Annotated in this window: 14 protein-coding genes; 5 read left to right on the plus strand and 9 right to left on the minus strand. The window is 34.3% G+C overall.

What is annotated here, in order from left to right; all coding sequences use genetic code 11:
• Nucleotides 1-13: 13 nt before the first annotated feature.
• Together porZ and gdhA are read right to left on the minus strand one after the other, a co-directional pair.
• Nucleotides 14-2,296, minus strand: coding sequence for a type IX secretion system anionic LPS delivery protein PorZ (gene porZ / locus B0A57_RS10930; RefSeq protein ID WP_034097436.1), 2,283 nt, complete (start codon nucleotides 2,294-2,296; stop codon nucleotides 14-16).
• A gap of 128 nt (nucleotides 2,297-2,424) precedes the next feature.
• Nucleotides 2,425-3,768, minus strand: a complete 1,344-nt coding sequence (gene gdhA / locus B0A57_RS10935) for an NADP-specific glutamate dehydrogenase (protein WP_011962445.1) — start codon at nucleotides 3,766-3,768, stop codon at nucleotides 2,425-2,427.
• Nucleotides 3,769-3,959: 191 nt separating this feature from the next.
• Between gdhA and B0A57_RS10945 the strand changes: the two genes are divergently transcribed.
• On the plus strand, nucleotides 3,960-4,787 hold the full coding sequence (locus B0A57_RS10945; protein ID WP_034097441.1) for a THC0290_0291 family protein: 828 nt from the start codon (nucleotides 3,960-3,962) through the stop codon (nucleotides 4,785-4,787).
• A gap of 179 nt (nucleotides 4,788-4,966) precedes the next feature.
• Here B0A57_RS10945 and B0A57_RS10950 read toward each other — a convergent pair whose 3' ends face one another.
• Nucleotides 4,967-5,752, minus strand: coding sequence for a DUF3050 domain-containing protein (locus B0A57_RS10950; RefSeq protein ID WP_011962447.1), 786 nt, complete (start codon nucleotides 5,750-5,752; stop codon nucleotides 4,967-4,969).
• Nucleotides 5,753-5,856: 104 nt separating this feature from the next.
• On the minus strand, nucleotides 5,857-6,861 hold the full coding sequence (locus tag B0A57_RS10955; RefSeq protein ID WP_034097443.1) for a TlpA family protein disulfide reductase: 1,005 nt from the start codon (nucleotides 6,859-6,861) through the stop codon (nucleotides 5,857-5,859).
• Between the two features lie 102 nt (nucleotides 6,862-6,963).
• Between B0A57_RS10955 and aspS the strand changes: the two genes are divergently transcribed.
• Nucleotides 6,964-8,715 (plus strand): aspartate--tRNA ligase, encoded by a 1,752-nt coding sequence (gene aspS / locus B0A57_RS10960; RefSeq protein WP_034097445.1) that lies wholly within the window; start codon nucleotides 6,964-6,966, stop codon nucleotides 8,713-8,715.
• A 104-nt stretch (nucleotides 8,716-8,819) separates the two neighbouring features.
• Nucleotides 8,820-9,020 carry a cold-shock protein gene (locus B0A57_RS10965; protein ID WP_011962450.1) on the plus strand — a complete coding sequence of 67 codons (201 nt, stop codon included), beginning with the start codon at nucleotides 8,820-8,822 and terminating at the stop codon, nucleotides 9,018-9,020.
• Nucleotides 9,021-9,166: 146 nt separating this feature from the next.
• On the opposite strand, the gene B0A57_RS10970 is transcribed toward B0A57_RS10965, so the two are convergent.
• Nucleotides 9,167-9,607 (minus strand): nucleoside deaminase, encoded by a 441-nt coding sequence (locus B0A57_RS10970; protein ID WP_011962451.1) that lies wholly within the window; start codon nucleotides 9,605-9,607, stop codon nucleotides 9,167-9,169.
• Nucleotides 9,608-9,669: 62 nt separating this feature from the next.
• Between B0A57_RS10970 and B0A57_RS10975 the strand changes: the two genes are divergently transcribed.
• Nucleotides 9,670-10,257: a hypothetical protein gene (locus tag B0A57_RS10975; RefSeq protein WP_034097447.1), complete on the plus strand. Its 588-nt coding sequence runs from the start codon at nucleotides 9,670-9,672 to the stop codon at nucleotides 10,255-10,257.
• Nucleotides 10,258-10,303: 46 nt separating this feature from the next.
• Nucleotides 10,304-12,079, plus strand: a complete 1,776-nt coding sequence (locus B0A57_RS10980) for a 1-deoxy-D-xylulose-5-phosphate synthase (protein WP_038465958.1) — start codon at nucleotides 10,304-10,306, stop codon at nucleotides 12,077-12,079.
• 51 nt (nucleotides 12,080-12,130) lie between these two features.
• Here the strand turns inward: B0A57_RS10980 and B0A57_RS10985 are convergent, their stop codons facing one another.
• The 4 genes from B0A57_RS10985 to B0A57_RS11000 form a co-directional block, all read right to left on the minus strand.
• Complete coding sequence (locus tag B0A57_RS10985) at nucleotides 12,131-14,875, minus strand: T9SS-dependent M36 family metallopeptidase (RefSeq protein WP_038465961.1); 2,745 nt, start codon at nucleotides 14,873-14,875, stop codon at nucleotides 12,131-12,133.
• 588 nt (nucleotides 14,876-15,463) lie between these two features.
• Nucleotides 15,464-18,223, minus strand: coding sequence for a T9SS-dependent M36 family metallopeptidase (locus B0A57_RS10990; RefSeq protein WP_038465964.1), 2,760 nt, complete (start codon nucleotides 18,221-18,223; stop codon nucleotides 15,464-15,466).
• 85 nt (nucleotides 18,224-18,308) lie between these two features.
• Nucleotides 18,309-19,652 (minus strand): deoxyguanosinetriphosphate triphosphohydrolase, encoded by a 1,344-nt coding sequence (locus B0A57_RS10995; RefSeq protein WP_011962456.1) that lies wholly within the window; start codon nucleotides 19,650-19,652, stop codon nucleotides 18,309-18,311.
• A gap of 145 nt (nucleotides 19,653-19,797) precedes the next feature.
• Entirely contained in the window at nucleotides 19,798-21,108 is a 1,311-nt protein-coding gene (locus B0A57_RS11000) for a serine hydrolase domain-containing protein (RefSeq protein ID WP_052079075.1), read from the minus strand.
• Nucleotides 21,109-21,115: the final 7 nt, after the last annotated feature.

The following is a 21,115-nucleotide window of genomic DNA, read 5'->3' on the forward strand; positions in this document are numbered from 1 at the left end:
CCCGTAACTTATTTTATCTTACAATCATTACTTTTTTTACTTTGGTTTCTTCGCCATCACTAGAAGACATAAAAATCATATAAACGCCAGATGCTACTTTGTATTTTCCAAAGGCTTTTGTATCCCATATTATGGTTCCTCCTTCAGATATTTCTTCATGAACTAGATTTCCTTCAATATCGGTAATTTTTACATTGGCTTTATTCATTAGTCCAGTTATAAATATGCTTCCGCTGTATTCTGGTCTTGCGGGATTTGGATATACTATTACATTTTCGAAATTTTCGGCACCATTTGTGGCTGTTCCTTTAAAGGATACCATACCTGCTTCGGTGGCTATAAAAACTTCGCCTGTTAGTGAATTAATGTCTATGTCTAATATTGTATTGCTGGGTAGTGGAGAGTTTTCTTTGGTAAAGATATTGAATGTTTTTTGTCCGTCGGAGGAGATGTAAAATAAGCCAGCTCCTGAGGTGCTAATCCATTTGTTGTTTGCACCATCTACTACGATATCTGTAATAGATTGTCCGTATAAAAGCTCTTGTGCTAAGCCGTCTTCGAGAATAATAATAGCGTTTGCAGTTAATTCGTTTTGGTTTAAAAAGGAGTCTACGTTTTGTAATATTCTTAGTCCGTATTTTGTTCCTATCCAGAGTTTGTTTTTGTTGTCTACTGCAACTGCACTAACATCTTTGTTGGGTAGGTTTCCGTGGTCTTGTCCTTCATTAATACTAAGGCATTTGTTGTTGTATTTTTCATTAAATCCTATAAGTCCTTCATGGTTTGTGCAAGCCCATTTTGTTCCGTTTTTATCGATAGCTAGTCTTCCGTATGAGATAGCAAGTGGTGCAGCAAGGCTTGTGAGTGCAAATCCTTGCCACTGATTATCTGTTTTTAGTACATGGAGACCTTTGCTTACTAGCGAGTTTGTAATCCATAAATTACCATCTTTGTCAAATACAGAGCCGTTTATTCTAATGTCAATGGCGTTATAACCATTTATTGTTATTTTTTGTAAACTACTATTAGAATTGTCGTATAGTGTTGAGGGTAGGTTGTTTTCAAATTTTAATAAACCAGAAAAATTAGAGCTAAAATAAACCTGATTTTCGTTTTTTGGATTCACAATAATTCGGCAAATAGATTTTGCGCCAAATAAATCTTGATAAGGAGTTGAGGTCCATGAATTATTAGTGGTGTATTTGCTTACTGAAAAAGAATCTATAGGATAAGGGTTGTAGTTGCTGTCGTAATCTCCATAAGCAGCCCATAGTCCGTTTGAAAATGATTGAATAGCGAAAATTCTGTTTTTATCTGGTCCTTTAGGAGTTATGTTCTCGAAAAAGGTAGGATTGTTTAGCGATGTTGCAAAAACTCCATTTTCTTGCGTTCCTATATAAATTTTGTCATTTATAACTGTGGCGCAAGTAAAATTAGCGGTTATGTTTGGAATGCTTGTTAGATGTAAAACTTCAATTAATTGTTCGTTGTATATATAAATATGGTTTTGGGTAGTTATGATTAAATGGTTGCTATTGTGTCTAGTATCTAAAGTGATTTGCGGATAACTTGTAATTAGGTTAGGATTGTCATTAATTAATTTATAGATAGAACCGCTTAAATTAACGGCTATTAGTTGTGTCGCTGTTGCTTCGATAGTTTTCCAGCTTCCAGGCGAAATATTTGTCCATTGGTTAAAATCTATAAGATTTGGGTTTGTTACCGTTGCTTTTAATAATCCGTAGCCATTGGCAACAGCATATATAAAGCCATTGTAAATTGTTGTTTGTAAAATTTCGATGTTTGAACCTCCAGATCCGATAAAATAAGTGTCGCCAAACTCGGAAAGATTTAAATCGTATATAGAAATACCAAAATCTGTCGAAATATAAATTTTGCCATTATATTCCATAAAATGGTTAATTTTCTTGCTGTTAGGTGGCACAGAAGGTTTGTTTAATATGTCAACTACATTTAGGACGCTTCCGTCAAGGTCGTTTATAATAATAACTAATCCGTCGGTATGACCTATAAGTGTTTTTTTATATATTTCGCTATGATAAATTTGCGTGATGTTTTGTCCTGATAAACCCTCAACAGTCGAAACCGTAGTAATTTCATTTGTGGCTAAGTTTTTTTTGAAATAAGCATTTTCTGCAGCACTATAAATTTGATTTGTGCTTTGCGAAAGGTCTTTAATTGTATTGTAAGAAAAATATCCTTTCCATAATTTGTTTTCCTGAGAGTATGCAAAACTTGAGATTAGTACTAGGATGTATAAAAAAATATTTTTCATTAGGGGGGAATTTAGCAATTACAAATATAGAATAAAAACGTTTTTATTTTGTTTTTAATATACTTGTACATAAAAAAAAGTGTTCACTTCTGTGAACACTTTTATATTTATTGTAGTTTTTTAAGGAATTAAACTATTCCTTGTGCTAACATAGCGTCAGCTACTTTTACGAAACCAGCAATATTTGCTCCTTTTACATAATCAACATATCCGTTTCCGTCAGAACCATATTGTACACATGCTTCGTGAATGTCTTTCATGATAACTTTTAGTCTGTCATCAACTTCTTCTGAAGTCCAGCTTAATCTTAATGAGTTTTGAGACATTTCTAATCCTGAAGTTGCAACACCACCAGCGTTAGAGGCTTTTCCTGGTGCAAATAATATTTTTGCGTTTTGAAAAACAGTAACTGCTTCTGGAGTAGAAGGCATATTTGCTCCTTCGGCCACACAGATACACCCGTTTGCTACAAGCGTTTTTGCTTCTTCTTCGTTCAACTCGTTTTGAGTTGCGCAAGGTAAAGCGATATCACATTTAACTTCCCAAGGGCGTTTTCCTGCAATATATTTAGCACTTGGATATTTTGTTACGTAATCAGAAATTCTTCCGTAGTTTACGTTTTTAATTTCCATTACATAAGCTAGTTTTTCAGCATCAATACCTGCTTCGTCATAAATATAACCTGCAGAATCTGACATTGTAACTACTTTTCCGCCTAATTGCGTTGCTTTTTGCGTTGCATATTGCGCTACGTTACCAGAACCTGAAACTACAACAGTTTTTCCGTCGAAGCTTTCACCTTTAGTTTTAAGCATGCTATAAGCGAAGTAAACATCGCCATAACCTGTTGCTTCAGGACGAATTAACGAACCTCCGAAAGAAATTCCTTTACCAGTTAAAACCCCTGTAAATTCGTTTCTAATTCTCTTGTATTGGCCAAACATATAACCAACTTCTCTTCCTCCTACCCCAATATCTCCGGCAGGAACGTCAGTATTAGCCCCAATATGTTTGCATAATTCTGTCATAAATGCTTGACAAAACTTCATGATTTCGTTGTCTGATTTTCCTTTTGGATCAAAGTCAGCTCCACCTTTTCCTCCACCCATTGGTAAAGTAGTCAAACTATTCTTGAAAGTTTGTTCGAAAGCTAAAAATTTCAAGATACTTAAATTTACCGAAGGGTGAAAACGAATTCCTCCTTTGTATGGCCCAATTGCTGAACTCATCTGGATACGGTAACCACGGTTTACTTGTGTTTTTCCAGCGTCATCTAGCCAAACTACTCTAAACATGATAACACGTTCTGCTTCGACCATTCTTTCCAAAAGCATTTTGCCTTCGTATTTTTTATTTTTTTCGATAAAAGGAATTACAGTTTCTGCAACTTCTTTAACTGCCTGCATAAATTCAGGCTCATTTGGGTTTCTTTTACTTACTGCTTGGATGAAAGCATCAATACTTTGTGACATGATTTATAGATTATTAATGTTTAAAATAAACGTTTTCGTTATGAGTAGCAAATATACATTTTATAAAAATATAGCCAAGATATTTTTGTGTTAAAGTCATTTTTGAATTAATATTAAAATAACATGCTTTTTTTTCTGAAATGTTTGATGTTTTTATATATTTGTCTTCTAATGTATTAAAACTTTTAATCATGCCTAGATATTTTAGTTTAATGGTTTTATTTTTGCTTGTTTCTCTTAATACGGCACGGGCACAGTTTGGTTTTTCTCATGAAGTAGGAATAATTGCTGGTCCTGTAGCTTTTCAATCGGATTATGGGCAACGTCATAATTTTGCAACAAATGCGGGAAATACAGGAATAGGAATAGGACTGGTACATTACTTAAATTTTTCGTATAAAGCAGAATGTAATTGTTATACGCCAGAAACCTATTTTAATGATCACTTCAAAGTTAGAAGCGAATTGTCTTATAGCAAAACAAAATTTAACATGTTTGGCGAATGGGTTACTCCAGAAAAAGTTAATAAACCTGATCCTGCTCTAGGTGTGCCAAATGATGCAAAACAGTTAAAATCGATGGAAGGGAGCACCGCTGTTACTGATATAGGGATGCAATTAGAATTTTATCCGTTTAGTATTAGAGATTTTGCAGCTACTAATGGTGCGTTTGCTCCTTTTGTAAGTCTAGGAGCGCATTTTAGTTTTTATAATCCGGAAGTTCATTCGACTTTAGGTAAATTAAATGACGTAAATATTAACCCTAAATATTGGGCTCCCTCAGAAGGTGAAGCGCATGGTTTTACAAATAAAAACGGCACAGTTTGGTCTGTAGTCTCAAGTATTGGGACTAGATACAAGCTAACACCTCTTTCGGATTTAATGCTAGATTTACGTGCGCAATATTATTTCTCTAACTGGGTTGATGGTTTAAACCCTAATCCAGCAGTTTATAAAGAAAATAAAGCTAATGATTGGAATCTTTGGTTAAACTTCGGGTATATTTATTATTTAAATTAGTAGGATTGGTAATTTGTACTAAGTTGTTGTTTTGTTGCGAATTTTTTAGCAGTGAATAAAATTCTTCTCTTAATTTGTAATAATTCTTTTGTATATATGGTTTTGTTTTAGGATTAGTAGCGAACGCTCGCCTAACTTATATGGTAATTACATAAAAAAACGAGCATTGCTCGTTTTTTTTATGTAATTACCATTCGGCTTTTATCTATTTGTTCCTCAATCGCATCCCAAAGACCAATTCGTTTTTCTAACGCTTCAATTGAAACGGCTTCGATTTCTTTCCATTTCTTAGCATCGGTTCCGCAAAGTTCTGTTATCATTTGCATTGCCATTGGGCCATGCTCGTCGGCATCTAATTCGATATGTCTTTCAAAATAATATATTAATTTACTCAAGTCTGTTTCGGGGAAATTAATTTGAAAATTCTTTAATATTTCGGTAAACATAGACGGAATTAAATCTTCTCTTCCAAAGGTAAAGGCAGCCGCAATATTATGAGGCTTTCCTTCATTGATGACTCTAAATGTGAAGTCTAAGAAGTCTTTAATATTGGGGTGTAGGTTACTTTTTTTAATTGCAATAAATACATTTTGAAGCGAATGTACTTCTAGTAAAAAGTGAGTTATGTTTCCTGTGTTTGCGCCACAGTCTTGCATCGCTTCGACATACATTTCGTAATGGCTTTGGCGCCTACCGTCTAGCGTTAAATCTGTTTCTTCTGCAAGTACAATTTCGTTAATTAGATAACGAATTTCTGGATTCGTAGTTGCAAACCACGGCGTTGTGGTGCAGGTTAGGTTAGCTTGTAGTGCTTTTAGTAGGGACATAAAATCCCAAACTGCATATACGTGATTTTCAAGAAATTGATGTAAGTCTTCAATCGTTTGTACTTTTTTGTATAACGAGTGCTGCAGTAAGATGTCTTTCTGGGGCTGTATCTTATTGTTTATTGTTTGAATGTTCATGATTTAAATTTGGTACAAAAATATAAAAGCTTCTCGTTTCCAAGAAGCTTTTGTATATATATTACTTATTATTTGATCGATAAATTTTATTTGCAAGATTTAGGCTAATTTAAAAGCTTGTCTAGTACTTCTTGAAGTTTTGGCGATGATGGTCTTTCGGTATTGGCGTTTATAATTTTTCCGTAGGTATCAATCAATATAAATCTAGGAATGCTAGTAATGTTAAGTTTTTTTGCAAAATCTGAATTCCAATCGTTATCCGCAAAAAGTTGTGTTCCTCCTAATTGTTTGTCGCTTACAAATTTTTTCCATTTCTCGAAATCCTTCTGCGCATCGATAGATATGCTAACAAATTCGATATTTTTTTCGTGGTATTTTTCTTCTATTTTTTGCAAAAAAGGAATTTCGCCACGACAAGGACCACACCAAGTTGCCCAAACATCGATGTATATATATTTTCCTTTAAAGTCTTCAAGTTTTGTCGTTCCGCCTTTGTGATTTGCATAATTAAATGTTGGTGCAGTAGCATTGTTTAATTTCTGAATGGCTTTGCTTTCGTTATAATATTGTTGCAATCCTCTAATGTTTATGGCAATATTTTTTTTCTGAATTTCGATAAACGATTTATCTAAACTAGATTTGTCTAAAAGTATTTCTTCAGTTAGTTTTTTTTCTTCAGTCATTTTTTTGAAATCTTTTTCATTTAAAGAAGCCAATTTTTCAGAATCCATTTTATTGGTTTTTATAACTTCTTGTGCTAAATAGTTGTTTTCTTCAGCACCTTTTCCAGTATAAACGATAGATTCGTCAAATTGTTTGGTATCCATTTTTAATTTCAAATTATATCCATTTTTTAAGAATAATTTTGTGTATTCGGTTCCGTCAAAAAAGAAATAAAAATCTTCTTTTTCAATTTCAAAAGTGTCCTTAAAAAAACCTTTGTCATTTACCTTTATTTCTTTGATGGTTTTGTTTTTAGCGTCTTTAATATAAATAATATCGCCATTTCTATTGGCTATTTCAGCCTGAAAAGCCACTGCGTTTTTAGATTGTCCGAAGCTGTAAATAGAGCAAAAAGTAATTAATGCTATTGAAAATATTTTTTTCATGTGTGTTGTTTTAATTATATGCAATCAAACTTACAATTATTTCGAATATTTTAAGTACAAACTTCAAACAAAATAGTATTTTTGCAACCTAAAATTTAGGCAATGTACAGAAGTCATAATTGTGGCGAATTAAACGCTACGCATATCAATAAAGAAGTTACACTAGCAGGTTGGGTTCAGAAATCTCGTGATAAAGGATTTATGAATTGGGTCGATTTGCGTGACCGTTACGGAATTACGCAGCTCATGTTCGACGAAAGTCGCTCTGATAAAACAGTTTTCGAACTCGCAAAAACATTGGGTCGTGAATTTGTAATTCAAGTAAAAGGAACCGTTATAGAACGTGAGGCCAAAAACAAAAACATCTCAACAGGTGAGATAGAAATTTTAGTTACCCAAATGACTATCCTAAACAGCTCGCTAACGCCGCCGTTTACAATTGAAGACGAAACAGATGGCGGTGAAGATATTCGTATGAAATACCGTTACCTTGATATTAGACGAAATCCTGTAAAAAACAGCTTGCTTTTTCGTCATAAAGTAGCTATGGAAGTGCGCAAATACTTATCGGATTTAGATTTTTGTGAAGTAGAAACACCGTATTTAATTAAATCTACGCCAGAAGGAGCAAGAGATTTTGTAGTGCCATCTCGAATGAACGAGGGACAATTTTACGCCCTTCCGCAATCTCCACAAACATTCAAACAATTATTGATGGTGGGTGGTATGGATAAATATTTTCAAATCGTAAAATGTTTCCGAGATGAAGATTTACGTGCCGACCGTCAGCCAGAATTTACACAAATAGATTGCGAAATGGCCTTCGTAGAACAAGAAGATATTTTGAATGTTTTTGAAGGACTAACACGCCATTTGCTCAAAGAATTAAAAGGAATCGAAGTAGAAAAATTTCCTCGTATGACATATAATCATGCTATGAAAACCTACGGAAATGACAAACCAGACATTCGTTTCGGAATGGAATTTGGAGAACTAAACGAATATGCGAAGCACAAAGATTTTCCAGTGTTTAATGCTGCCGAACTAGTCGTTGCAATTGCAGTTCCCGGAGTAGGCGAATATTCTAGAAAAGAAATAGATGCACTTATAGAATGGGTAAAACGTCCACAAGTAGGCGCATCAGGAATGGTTTATGTAAAATGTAACGAAGATGGAACCTATAAATCATCAGTCGATAAATTTTATGACCAAGGCGATTTGAGCCATTGGGCAAAAACAACAGGTGCAAAAGCAGGAGATATGATTTTTGTACTCTCCGGCCCAGCCGACAAAACTAGAGCGCAACTCTCTGCATTAAGAATGGAATTAGCAACTAGACTTGGCTTAAGAAACCCCGCAGAATTTGCACCACTTTGGGTAGTCGATTTTCCACTATTAGAATTCGATGAAGAATCAGGTCGTTACCATGCAATGCACCACCCATTTACCTCGCCAAAACCAGAAGACATGCACTTGTTAGAAACCGACCCAAAATCTGTTCGTGCCAATGCTTACGATATGGTCCTCAACGGAAACGAAATAGGCGGAGGTTCTATCAGAATTCATGATAAAAATACGCAAGCATTAATGTTTAAATACTTAGGATTTACCGAAGAAGAAGCCAAAAATCAGTTCGGATTCCTAATGGACGCATTCCAGTTTGGAGCACCCCCACACGGAGGACTAGCTTTCGGATTAGATAGATTAGTTGCAATTTTAGGAGGTCAAGAAACTATTCGCGATTTTATTGCTTTTCCGAAGAATAATTCAGGAAGAGATGTAATGATTGATGCACCGTCTATTATTGATGATAGTCAGTTAAAAGAGCTGCATATTCAACTAGATTTAAAATAGAAAGCATTGATTATCAATATTTTTAAAAAATATTAACACAAATTCACGTTTGTATTATTTTAAAGATTACATTTGCTACATTATAAATTATTATTACAATTAAAATGCGCACAGGAACAGTAAAATTTTTCAATGAATCTAAAGGTTACGGATTTATTACAGACGACGAAACAGGAAAAGATATTTTCGTACACGCTTCAGGAATTAAAGCTGAAGAGTTAAGAGAAGGAGATAAAGTTTCTTATGAAGAAGAAGAAGGAAGAAAAGGTAGAGTAGCTGCTCAAGTAGTAGTTATCGAAGGATAATAAAATATTTTTTAGCTTACCGAAAAAACGAACCGTTTCATATTGAAGCGGTTTTTTTTATGCCTATATTTTAAGTTCTTAGGAGCAATTCTAGCACCCTAGTCTGAAAGAGCGAACAGGCGAAGCAATCTGGGCTAAAACACGCATCAGCGTTTTTTCCTGAAAAACTCTTTCATCAATTCCCCACATTCGGATTCCAAAATGCCATTAACCACAATAGTTTTAGGGTGTAATTGCGTTCCCATTTTAGTAAAACCACGTTGTGGGTCACTAGCACCAAAGACAATTTTAGAAATCTGACTCCAGTATAAAGCACCCGCACACATTTGGCAAGGTTCTAGCGTAACATACAAAATACAGTTGGTTAAATATTTTCCTCCTAAAAAATTAGCAGAAGCCGTAATAGCTTGCATTTCGGCATGAGCCGTAACATCATTTAATAATTCGGTTAGATTATGACTTTTGGCAATAATTCGGTTATTTATAACCACAATGGCACCCACAGGAATTTCCTCTTTATCAAAAGCGACATAAGCTTCTTGCAAAGCTTTTCTCATAAAATACTCGTCGGTAAAAATATTTTCCATACGGTAAAAATACAAAATTGGTATAATTTTAGCTATATTTAATAGAACGAAATAAAAAAATTATGGAAGTAAAATATACATTAACAATTTCAAAACCATGCCATGAAGATTGGAATGCTATGCCACCTAATTCGATAGGAAGGTTTTGCGAAAATTGCGAAAAAAGTGTAGTCGATTTTACCAATATGAATTCGACAGAAATTCAAAACTATTTTGTTTCAAATCAAGGAAAAAAAATTTGCGGCCGATTTAGTAGCCAGCAATTAAATTCGGTTATCATACAAATATCAAATCAGGTTTTACATTCCCAAACCAATTTTTATAAAATATTTTTGCTGGCTTTGCTAATAAGTATGGGGACAACATTGTTTAGCTGTACAGATAAAAATGGCAATAAGCAAAAAATTAATAAAGTTGAGGTTGCAGATAGTCTTGTAATTGAAAATACAGCAGTGGAAGTAATTTCTCCTGCAGGGAATGATTCATTGTATAAATCAGACCCTGCAAATCCAAAAAATAGTGAAGTCAGAATAATGAAGCCTACTAAAAAATATAAAGGCTTAAAAAAACCAGAGACAAACATAATTTATAGAGAAATCATGGGAGATATATCTGTAGAACCAATTATAGATTCGCTAAAAACCAAATAGCGTAATAATTACAATTTAAAAATGTAAATTTGTTTTTTATAGAAAAATGAAAAACAATTTACTTCAAAACATAAACAATCCAAACGATTTACGTCTGTTAGATGTTAATCAGTTGCCACAAATTGCTCAAGAATTACGTAATTTTATCATCGATGTCGTTTCAAAAAATGAAGGACATTTAGGAGCAAGTTTGGGTGTTGTCGAGCTTACAATTGCTTTGCATTACGTTTTTAATACACCCGATGATTTGTTAGTTTGGGACGTAGGTCATCAAGCGTATGGTCATAAAATATTAACAGGACGACGAGATAATTTTCATACCAATCGAAAATTAGGCGGTATTTCAGGATTTCCTAAGCGAAGCGAAAGTATTTACGATGCCTTCGGAGTTGGTCATTCATCGACCTCAATTTCTGCGATATTAGGAATGGCAATTGCTTCTCATATTAAAGGCGATTTCAACAAACAGCATGTTGCAGTTATCGGTGACGCATCTATTGCAAGCGGTATGGCTTTTGAAGGGTTAAACCATGCGGGAGTTACAAATGCTAATTTATTGGTCATCTTAAATGACAATGCTATTGGAATAGATCCAAGTGTTGGCGCGCTTAAAGATTATCTCACTGCCGTAAAAGAAGGAAAAAATCACAAAGATAATAACATGATAAAGTCTTTGAATTTTGATTATTCAGGACCAATAGACGGACATGATATTTTTGCGGTTGTTAAAGAATTGCAACGATTACAAAATATAAAAGGGCCGAAATTCTTACATATAATTACCACCAAAGGCAAAGGACTACAACTTGCCGAAGCAGACCAAGTAAAATACCATGCACCAGGTAAATTTGATGCGGCTACTGGCGAAATACATTTGAAGGCAGAAGAGAATTTACCTCCAAAATTTCAAGATGTTTTTGGATTAACTTTAGTCGAACTAGCCAAGCAAAACGAAAAAATAATAGGCATAACTCCTGCTATGCCATCTGGGTCATCGATGAAATTTATGATGGAAGCTTTCCCAAATCGAGCTTTCGATGTAGGAATTGCCGAGCAACATGCAGTAACCTTATCGGCAGGAATGGCAACCCAAGGAATGGTTGTTTTTTGTAATATTTATTCGTCATTTATGCAAAGAGCCTACGATCAGATTATTCATGATGTAGCTTTGCAAAATCTTCCAGTTGTTTTTTGTTTAGATCGAGCTGGATTGGTTGGAGAAGATGGCGCAACGCACCATGGTGTTTTCGATATTTCTTATTTGAATTGTATTCCCAATATGATTATTTATGCACCTATAAATGAAATCGAACTACGAAATATTATGTTTACAGCACAATTAGGATTAAAACATCCCATGGCCATTCGTTACCCTCGTGGTCGTGGTGTGATTAAGGATTGGCAATTACCCTTTCAAAAAATTGAAATTGGTAAAGGAGTTCAATTAAAAAAAGGCACTACTATTGCTGTTTTATCTACTGGAACTATTGGGAATAATGTTATAAAATCACTTTCTAAAAATAAAAAACCAGACTTGTTTTCGCATTATCATTTTCCATTTATAAAGCCTTTAGACGAAAAATTACTCAAAGATATATTTATGAGATATGACCAAATAATAACGGTCGAAGAAAATGCAATTATTGGAGGTTTTGGTAGTACCGTTAATCAGTTTTTTAATAATAATAATAAAGATGCTATTTTGATTAAAAATATCGGGATACTAGATTGTTTTATCGAGCAAGGCTCGGTTTCTGAGCTTCATAAGATTTGTGGGATTGACGAAATGAGTTTGATTCAGTTGTTTGATTCTATGGTATAAAAAAAGCGTTCACAATTTGTGAACGCTTTTCTCTTTAAGTTTTAAATATAATTAGTTTAAGATAATTTTCTTAGTATAATTTAATTCGTCACCGTCTATTTTTATAATATACATTCCAGATTGTAAATTATTTAAGTTGATTGTTTTTTCAATGTTAAAATCTGTGTTTTTTAATGAGTAAACAACACGGCCATTTAGATCGATAACCTGTAGGTTAACTTTTCCTGTAAACTGATTAATTTTTATGTTTACTAGTCCGTTAGATGGGTTTGGGTATATTTTTATCATATCCTTATTTTCGAAATAATTCAACCCTAATGTACAGTTTGGTCCTGCAGGTGGTTCTGTAAAATCTGCAACTTGATCCTTAATATCAGTTACAGAGCCATCATTACCTCCAGCAGATGCGTTTACACCAACACCTCTTCTTGCAAAAGTCTTCCATATCATACAATAATTTTGACCTCCTGTTGTAGCTTCGTCGGCTGCAATAAGACTGTCTCTTCCAGAAACAAATGTTGGTTTACAGCCTGTAAGCTTAATACCGTCTAGTACCAGTTGCATTATCATGTTGTTTCCGCCTGTTCCGTTATAAATATTAGGGTCGTAACCATACTTGTCTATATAATTCCATGCTAAATCCCATAATATTGCACACCATATAGAGCCAAGTTGGTGAGTATCTATCTTGTCTGTATTTGGAGGTGTTCCAGAATCGCCAGTATTAAACCATTGAGCGTTTGAATCGTTATAGGTATGAGGGTTAACAGTCATATCTGTTGAATACTTGTATTTTCTAATTCCACCCCCATTTGTAGGTTGGTTTTCTGCAAAAGTTCCAATACCTTTAGCATCATTTCTTGTATCTCCTGGTTTAATTTGCATCATTAGCCACGCCCAGTCAGACCAACCTTCTCCCATTTGTTCCGATCCCGCTAAGCAATTTCCTGATAATCTTCTTGAAATACCGTGGGTATATTCGTGGGCAATTACTCCGTTATCAAAATCGCCATCAGTATTAACGAAAACTTCAGGTTTTGATATGCTTACGTTTATGTTTCCTGAACTCATAGCATTAATTAATTCTTCTCCATCAGCTTGAGATATGCTTATTGCAGGAATGGTAATTGTTGCGTCGTCTCCATACATTGTGCTATTATCTTCAGTGTTTACTATAATTACGCCAATGGCTCCTGCATTTTGTGCAGATTTTACTTTTCTTTCAAAAGTACATCCTCCACGTCTTATTACAGCAATTTTACCAGCTAATTCGGCACTGTTCCTGGCAGTATCGCATGCGTGTGGGGTACCTAGAATAGAACCTACATAGAGCACAAGGTTGTTTGTTAGCGTAGCGGGTGCCACAGGTAAATTTACATGTCCATTGGTAAAACCATTATCAGCTGCTGGGTAATTTTTTCCAGCTAATGTTCCAGTGTTTATTAGTAAGTTATTTGGTTTTTGAAAATCCCAAAGGTACATTTGCATTCTTGGTTTAGAGCCATCTCTTGGAGAAGAAAAATTAGCGTTGTTAAATTTAGCAGCACCAGCTGGTCTTGCGGGAGTAAGTCTTGTTGGTGCATTGTCTCTTGCAGATGCGTCTTGAGCTTCAGCATTTACAGCGTCGTTGCCGTTACCGCCTCTTCCAAAATTAGCTGTTTGAAAATTACCATTTGCTTCATTAAAACCATATTGATACCATACATCATGCATGATATTGTTTTGGTAAAACAAGTTTGTTGTAGCGGCATTTGTATAAGTTGTAGCGTCAACACTGTTTCCTGCGTAAGGAAAATCAAAAGTTAAATTCGGGTAGGTTCCTGATGAAGCAGTTGTATAGGTTGTAGGCGTTGTCGGGTTGTCATTGTTTGCATCGGTATAAGCAAAAACATTGTTTCCTTTCGTGTAATTGAAGGTGGTTGTAGATGTTCCAATAGTAGTACTAGCATTATGCCAACCATTTGGGGAAGCTAAAGCTGTAGATTCTGGGTTGGTTTCAAGGGTTCTAGCTGCATGATTGGGGCTTTCCCAGTTCCATTTAACGACCCTGTAATTTGTTGTGCCTGGGTTTGCTACTAGCGATTTAGTGTTTTCTTTTAAGAAAAATCTTGTAAAATTATTTGTGTTATTGTTTTCGTTAGTAATTGCGTGGTTTTTTGTTCCGAAATGGCAAGAGATAACTAAATCTTGTTTGTCTAATAACTTTCCGTTAAGAGCATCTATTTTAACGTTCCATAAATGATCACCATCTTGACAGTAAAACTCATAACTCCAGGCTAATTTTAAAGTGGTTGCGTTTGCTGAGAAATAGACCAATTGCGCATTTATAGGGTCTTCTGTTAGACGACCATTGGTTAATTTGAATTTATTTAAATTGTTTTTACTATCGTTAGTCTTTAGTATTTGAACCCCATTAATAGGAGATTCGTTAAGTTGGGCTAAAGCTTTCGAAAAACCATCAATAACACTAATGCTAGGGGTGGCTGAGTTTGTTTTTGAAGCTATGTTTTGTATGAAGTCTTCTCCGCCTTTTATGACTTCTCCGTTTTTTATCCAAAAATTAGAATCAGAGCTGTAAATTTCAACTCCTTTGTAGCGTTGTTTTACATGGTAATTATTTATTTTAGTAGCTTCTGAGCTAAAAGTATTAACAATTACAAGGTCTGAAAGATCTTGATTAGTAAGTGCAAGCTTAGAACGGTTTTCGTTCATGTAGGTTTGTATTTTCTCGATGGGGGCTTGTGAAAACCCTAAAGTTGATGTTAGAAAAAACAGCAGTAATGTGGTTTTTTTCATTATTATATTAGATATTGGTTAACTTTTTTCAAATATATAATAAATAATTAGAGATGTAAAATTATTTTCTTCTCTTTTGTAAGAGGGAGTAATTATGAGATCCTTCAAAAGTAAAGGTGTTGTTTGTTTTTTTTGATGTGTTCAAAACCGATTTATATTGCTGTTTTTTAATACGATAGGAAGTGTGATTATTAGTGTTTGTGTGAAAAAAAACAGCTTTTTTTTTGTGTTTTTTCTTGTGATTTTTCTTTACGGCTTACCTTCAAAGAAAAATCAAAGCGAAAGAAATGCTATCAGCAGTGTTGTGAAACTCGACAAAAAAGTATTAAAAAAAGTATATAACTTTGCATTGCTATTAATTAATTTGTTTTAAAAATTTTTATGTCTAGATGAAAATTTAGGGTTTTGTATTCGATTAAAATATACTTTAATACGCATTGAGTACTATAGAGCTAAAAAAGACAAAAAATGAGGAGGCAAAAGTTTTTTTTGATAAATGGAAAAATTCAAATGACTTCATGGTGTAAAAAGGTATAAAAAAAGCGTTCACAATTTGTGAACGCTTTTCTCTTTAAGTTTTAAAGATAATTAGTTTAAGATAATTTTCTTAGTATAATTTAATTCGTCACCTTCTATTTTTATAATATACATTCCAGATTGTAAATTATTTAAGTTGATTGTTTTTTCAACGTTAAAATCTGTGTTTTTTAATGAGTAAACAACACGGCCATTTAGATCGATAACCTGTAGGTTAACTTTTCCTGTAAACTGATTAATTTTTATGTTTACTAGTCCGTTAGATGGGTTTGGGTATATTTTTATCATATCCTTATTTTCGAAATAATTCAACCCTAATGTACAGTTTGGTCCTGCAGGTGGTTCTGTAAAATCTGCAACTTGATCCTTAATGTCAGTTGCAGAGCCATCATTGCCTCCAGCAGATGCGTTTACGCCAACACCTCTTCTTGCAAAAGTCTTCCATATCATACAATAATTTTGACCTCCTGTTGTAGCTTCGTCGGCTGCAATAAGTCCGTCTCTTCCAGAAATAAATGTTGGGTCGCAACCTGTTAGTTTAATGCCATCTAGGACGAGTTGCATTACCTTGTTGTTTCCGCCTGTTCCGTTATAAATATTAGGGTCGTAACCATACTTGTCTATATAATTCCATGCTAAATCCCACAGTGTTGCACACCATATAGAGCCAAGTCCGTGCACATCTATCTTGTCTGTGTTTGGAGGTGTTCCAGTAGCGCCAGTGTTAAACCATTGAGCGTTTGAATCGTTATAGGTATGAGGGTTAACAGTCATATCTGTTGAATACTTGTATTTTCTAATTCCACCCCCATTTGTAGGTTGGTTTTGCGCAAAAGTTCCAATACCTTTAGCGTCATTTCTTGTATCTCCTGGTTTAATTTGCATCATTAGCCACGCCCAGTCAGACCAGCCTTCTCCCATTTGTTCTGATCCGCCTAAACAATTTCCTGATAATCTGCTTGAAATACCGTGGGTATATTCGTGGGCAATTATTCCGTTATCAAAATCGCCATCGGCATTAACGAATACTTCAGGGTTTGAGATACTTACGTTTATGTTTCCAGAGTTCATGGCATTAATTAACGCTTCTCCGTCTGCTTGAGATATGCTTACTGCAGGAATGGTAATTGTTGCATCGTCTCCAGACATTGATATATTGCCTGTGGTATTATTTACTATAATTACGCCAATAGCTCCTGCATTTTGTGCAAATTTTACTTTAATAGCAAAGGAACAGCCTCCGCGTCTTATTACAGCAATTTTACCAGCTAATTCGGCTGCGTTTATTGCAGCATCGCCAGCTGTAAGGTTACATGCATTTGATGTGTCTGGAGTTGAATCTACATAAAGTACAAGACTGTTGGTTAGTGTAGCGGGTGCGACAGGTAAATTTACATGCCCATTGGTAAATGAATTATCACTTACTACATAATTTGTTCCGGCTAATGTTCCAGTATTTACTAATAAATTATTTGGCTTTTTAACATTCCAAAGATACATTTGCATTCTTGGTTTAAAACCGTCTGATGGAGTTGAAAAATTGGCATTGTTAAATTTAGCAGGGCCAACTGGTTGTGCGGGAGTAAGCCTTGTTGGTCCGTTATCTTTTGCAGATGCGTCTTGAGCTTCAGCATTTACAGCATCATTACCGTTACCGCCTCTTCCAAAATTAGCTGTTTGAAAATTACCATTTGCTTCATTAAATCCGTATTGGTACCACACATCATGCATGATGTTGTTTTGGTAAAATAAATTCGTTGTTGCGGCAGCTTGATATGTCGTAGCTGTAACGGCATTTCCTCCGTAAGGGAAATCAAAAGTTAAACTAGGGTATGTTCCTGATGAAGCAGTTGTGTATGTTATGGGTGTTGTTGGGTTATCATTATTTACGTCTGTATAGGCAAAAACATTATTTCCTTTCGTGTAATTGAAGGTAGTTGTAGATGCTCCAATGGTAGCAGTAGTATTGTGCCAGCCATTTGGGGAGGCTAAAGCTGTAGATTCTGGGTTGGTTTCAAGGGTTCTAGCTGCATGATTGGGGCTTTCCCAGTTCCATTTGATGACTCTGTAGTTTGTTGTTCCTGGGTTTGCGACTAATGATTTAGTGTTTTCTTTTATGAAAATTTTTGTAAACTCATTTGATTTGTCAACCGTGTTAGTTGTTGTGTTGTGCTGTTCGAAATCACAAGAAAGAACCAAATCTTTTTCATACAAAAGTTTTCCGTTTAGAGCGTCTATTTTAACGTTCCATAAATGATCGCCATCTTGAGAATAAAACTCATAGCTCCAGGCTAATTTTAAAGTGGTTGCGTTTGCTGCGAAATAAACCAATTGCGCATTTATAGGGTCTTCTGTTAGACGGCCATTGGTTAATTTAAATTTATTTAAATTGTTTTTAGTATCGTTAGTCTTTATTATTTGAACCGCATTAATAGGAGATTCGTTAAGTTGGGCTAAAGCTTTCGAAAAACCATCAATAACACTAATGCTAGGGTTGTCTGAGTTTGTTTTTGAAGCTATGTTTTGTATGAAGCCTTCTCCGCCTTTTATGACTTCTCCGTTTTTTATCCAAAAATTAGAATCAGAGTTATAAATTTCAATTCCTTTGTAGCGTTGTTTTACATGGTAATTGTTTATTCCAGTAGCTTCTGAACTAAAATCATTAACAATTACAAGGTCTGAAAGGTCTTGATTGGTAAGTACAAGCTTAGAACGATTTCCGTTCATGTAGCTTTGTATTTTCTCGATAGGGGCTTGTGAAAACCCTAAAGCTGATGTTAGAAAAAAAAGCAGTAATGTAGTTTTTTTCATTATTATATCAAATTTTGGTTAATTATTCACAAATATATAATTAATAATTAACTATGTGTTTTTTTTATGATATAAAAATGAATTTTTAATAATTATTAGAAGCTACGATTTTGTTGTATAATAATGCGTTACCATCTGTAAGGATAGATATAAAATGGCAAATATGTAATAACCGTTCGTATAAACTATCTTTTTCTAAATGGTATTTTTCGGGTAAAATTTTTAGTAATAAGGCATCAAAATTTGTTGCTTTTTCCTGGTAATTGTTGTTGTAAGCGGTAATAAACTTATCGAGAAGATTGTTAATGATTTGATATCCTATTAATTCTTTTTCGATAACTTCACGACTTTGGTAAATGTTTTTTACACTTAATTTGATGATGTCGTTCATTTGGGCTTTGTATTTGCTTTTATCCATTAGTGAATACGGAAAATTTCCTGCTAATATTAGTTCTTCACTTTCAATAAATATCTTTACAGCATCATTTATTAAGCTGCCAATGGCTAAAGCACGCAAATAACTAATACGATCTTCTTTTGTGGTTAAAGTGTTGTATTTGTTAGAATCGATACTGTCTTTGACTAATTTTATTAAATACTCTAGTGCAAAATCTTCCGAAACTAATCCTAGATTCATTCCGTCCTCGAAATCGATAATCGTATAACAAATGTCATCGGCAGCTTCGACAAGATAAGCAAGAGGATGGCGTTCGTAACCCATATCGTTTCCGGTTTTATTAGGAATCATTCCTAACTCTGTAGCAACTTCTTGAAAGAAATCTTTGTCTGTTTGAAAAAAACCGTATTTTTTATCGGCAATATTTGAAGTTGGTTTTTTAGGCAAACTTTCTTTAGGATATTTCATAAAAGCCCCTAAAACGGCATAAGTAAGTCTTAAACCTCCTGTAACACCCGGACGGCTTGCTGTTAGGACCGAAAAGCCGTTGGCATTTCCTTCAAAGTCGATTAAATCTTGCCATTGCTTATTGGTTAATTTGTCTTTAAATTGTTGTCCTTTTCCTATCGAAAAATATTCGCCAATAGCTTTTTCGCCCGAATGTCCGAATGGCGGATTGCCAATATCATGAGCTAAGCAAGCCGCAGCGACTATAGCTCCAAAATCGTTTGCTTGATACCCATGTATTTCTTGAAGGTGAGGATATTTTTCGATTATTTTTTTACCAACCAATCGACCTATAGATCGTCCAACTACCGAAACCTCTAAACTATGGGTTAGTCTGGTGTGTACAAAATCTGTTTTAGAAAGCGGAATCACTTGTGTTTTATCTTGTAAACTGCGAAAAGCGGCCGAAAAAATAATTCGATCATAATCGACCTCAAAACCCAAACGGGTGTCATCTTGTTCTTTTCGTAATCGTTTGCTTGTGTCGCCTTGGCGTTTTAATGATAATAATTGTTCCCAGTTCATTTGGTTTTGTTTTATGTTTGTCTGCTTTACAGACTCGTTTTTTAGCCCAGATTTACAGATTTTAAAATATAATAATTAATGTTGCCAAATTTATAATTAGCATTAAATTAGTCTTATATCATATAATTTGTAATAAAATATTTTTTTATTCTTTAGTAAAAAGATATTGTCCGGCACCTTGTTTTAAGGTCATGCTTTTTGTGTCGAAAATAAGTTTTATTCCCGCTGGATCAAATACAAATTCGGTTTCACTAATTGGGTTTAAAGCAAATGAATTTTGACCGGTGCCTTGTGCCGTTAATTCTCCTTTGTCGATTTTGATGGTGATTTTGATAGGCAATTGTGCCGATGCGTAAATGCCTTGATAACTTGCTAATTTGTCTTTAGGAACTTCAAAGGTGGTTAAATTAGGGAATTGATACGGCATTTTGTAATAAATACTCAAAATACCCATCATAATATCGTTTCGGTTGTAATTATCGCCATTTACAATAAGTGAAATTCCTGTTTTTTCTGTTGGATAATACCCTACAACAGCACGAAAACCTTCTATCCCACCGGTATGACCATAAAATTTTCTTTCACCAAAAGGAAAGGCAACCAATCCTTTTCCGTAAGATTGTTCGAGTTTTATCATCTCATCTACAGAAGTTTTCTTTAATAATAAACCATTAAAAATGGCCTCTAGAAAAAGGGTCAAATCTCCGGTGGTAGCGGCAATATTTCCTGCGCCAAAAGCTTGTGAGAGATCCCATTCTTTATTAATAGTCCATTTTTTGTTAGTATAATTATAAGAATAACTTTCGTTTTTTGTTGGGTCTGTATTGGTTGCAATCGATGTGTTTTGCAATTGTAGTTTGTTTGTAATTCTTTCCTCAAGATTGGTTGCGTACTCTTTTTTAGTCACCTCTTCTAATATTTTGCCTAATATATAATAGTTAGAATTACTGTATTCGAATTTAGTATTGGGTTCGAAAACTGGTTTGTAACCTGAAATTTTTGCAATCATTTCTTCTTTTGATACTTTTTGGTAAACATTTACAGTCGAATCTCCATTAATAAAATCTAAAATACCCGTGCGATGATGCAATAAATCATGAATCGTGATTTTAGTAGCATTTGGAATTTGGGGGTAAAATTTAGATAATTTCGAGTCTAGTTTCAACTTTTTTTCTTCGATTAATTGCATAATCATTACGGCAGTAAATGTTTTTGTAATGGAGCCTATTTTGTATTTGGTGTTTTTATTGGCACTCAAATTATTTTCTACATTAGCAAAACCATACGCTTTTTCGAATACTACATTTCCTGCTTGGCGAATGCAAACTTGCCCCATAAATTTTTTGTTTTGATTTAAATAAACCAGCAAACTATCTATTTTGTCGAAACGTGTTTTTTGTTGTGCCGAAAGCGATAATGAGAATATAAATACTAATAATAAGATTGTTTTTTTCATAATATAT

The organism is Flavobacterium psychrophilum DSM 3660 = ATCC 49418 (assembly GCF_002217405.1).
Taxonomy (GTDB): Bacteria; Bacteroidota; Bacteroidia; order Flavobacteriales; family Flavobacteriaceae; genus Flavobacterium; species Flavobacterium psychrophilum.

Excerpts from the sequence above, each read along its gene's own strand:
- porZ (WP_034097436.1), bottom strand. The coding sequence starts at position 2,296 with ATGAAAAATATTTTTTTATACATCCTAGTACTAATCTCAAGTTTTGCA.
- gdhA (WP_011962445.1), bottom strand. The coding sequence starts at position 3,768 with ATGTCACAAAGTATTGATGCTTTCATCCAAGCAGTAAGTAAAAGAAAC.
- B0A57_RS10945 (WP_034097441.1), top strand. The coding sequence starts at position 3,960 with ATGCCTAGATATTTTAGTTTAATGGTTTTATTTTTGCTTGTTTCTCTT.
- B0A57_RS10950 (WP_011962447.1), bottom strand. The coding sequence starts at position 5,752 with ATGAACATTCAAACAATAAACAATAAGATACAGCCCCAGAAAGACATC.
- B0A57_RS10955 (WP_034097443.1), bottom strand. The coding sequence starts at position 6,861 with ATGAAAAAAATATTTTCAATAGCATTAATTACTTTTTGCTCTATTTAC.
- aspS (WP_034097445.1), top strand. The coding sequence starts at position 6,964 with ATGTACAGAAGTCATAATTGTGGCGAATTAAACGCTACGCATATCAAT.
- B0A57_RS10965 (WP_011962450.1), top strand. The coding sequence starts at position 8,820 with ATGCGCACAGGAACAGTAAAATTTTTCAATGAATCTAAAGGTTACGGA.
- B0A57_RS10970 (WP_011962451.1), bottom strand. The coding sequence starts at position 9,607 with ATGGAAAATATTTTTACCGACGAGTATTTTATGAGAAAAGCTTTGCAA.
- B0A57_RS10975 (WP_034097447.1), top strand. The coding sequence starts at position 9,670 with ATGGAAGTAAAATATACATTAACAATTTCAAAACCATGCCATGAAGAT.
- B0A57_RS10980 (WP_038465958.1), top strand. The coding sequence starts at position 10,304 with ATGAAAAACAATTTACTTCAAAACATAAACAATCCAAACGATTTACGT.
- B0A57_RS10985 (WP_038465961.1), bottom strand. The coding sequence starts at position 14,875 with ATGAAAAAAACCACATTACTGCTGTTTTTTCTAACATCAACTTTAGGG.
- B0A57_RS10990 (WP_038465964.1), bottom strand. The coding sequence starts at position 18,223 with ATGAAAAAAACTACATTACTGCTTTTTTTTCTAACATCAGCTTTAGGG.
- B0A57_RS10995 (WP_011962456.1), bottom strand. The coding sequence starts at position 19,652 with ATGAACTGGGAACAATTATTATCATTAAAACGCCAAGGCGACACAAGC.
- B0A57_RS11000 (WP_052079075.1), bottom strand. The coding sequence starts at position 21,108 with ATGAAAAAAACAATCTTATTATTAGTATTTATATTCTCATTATCGCTT.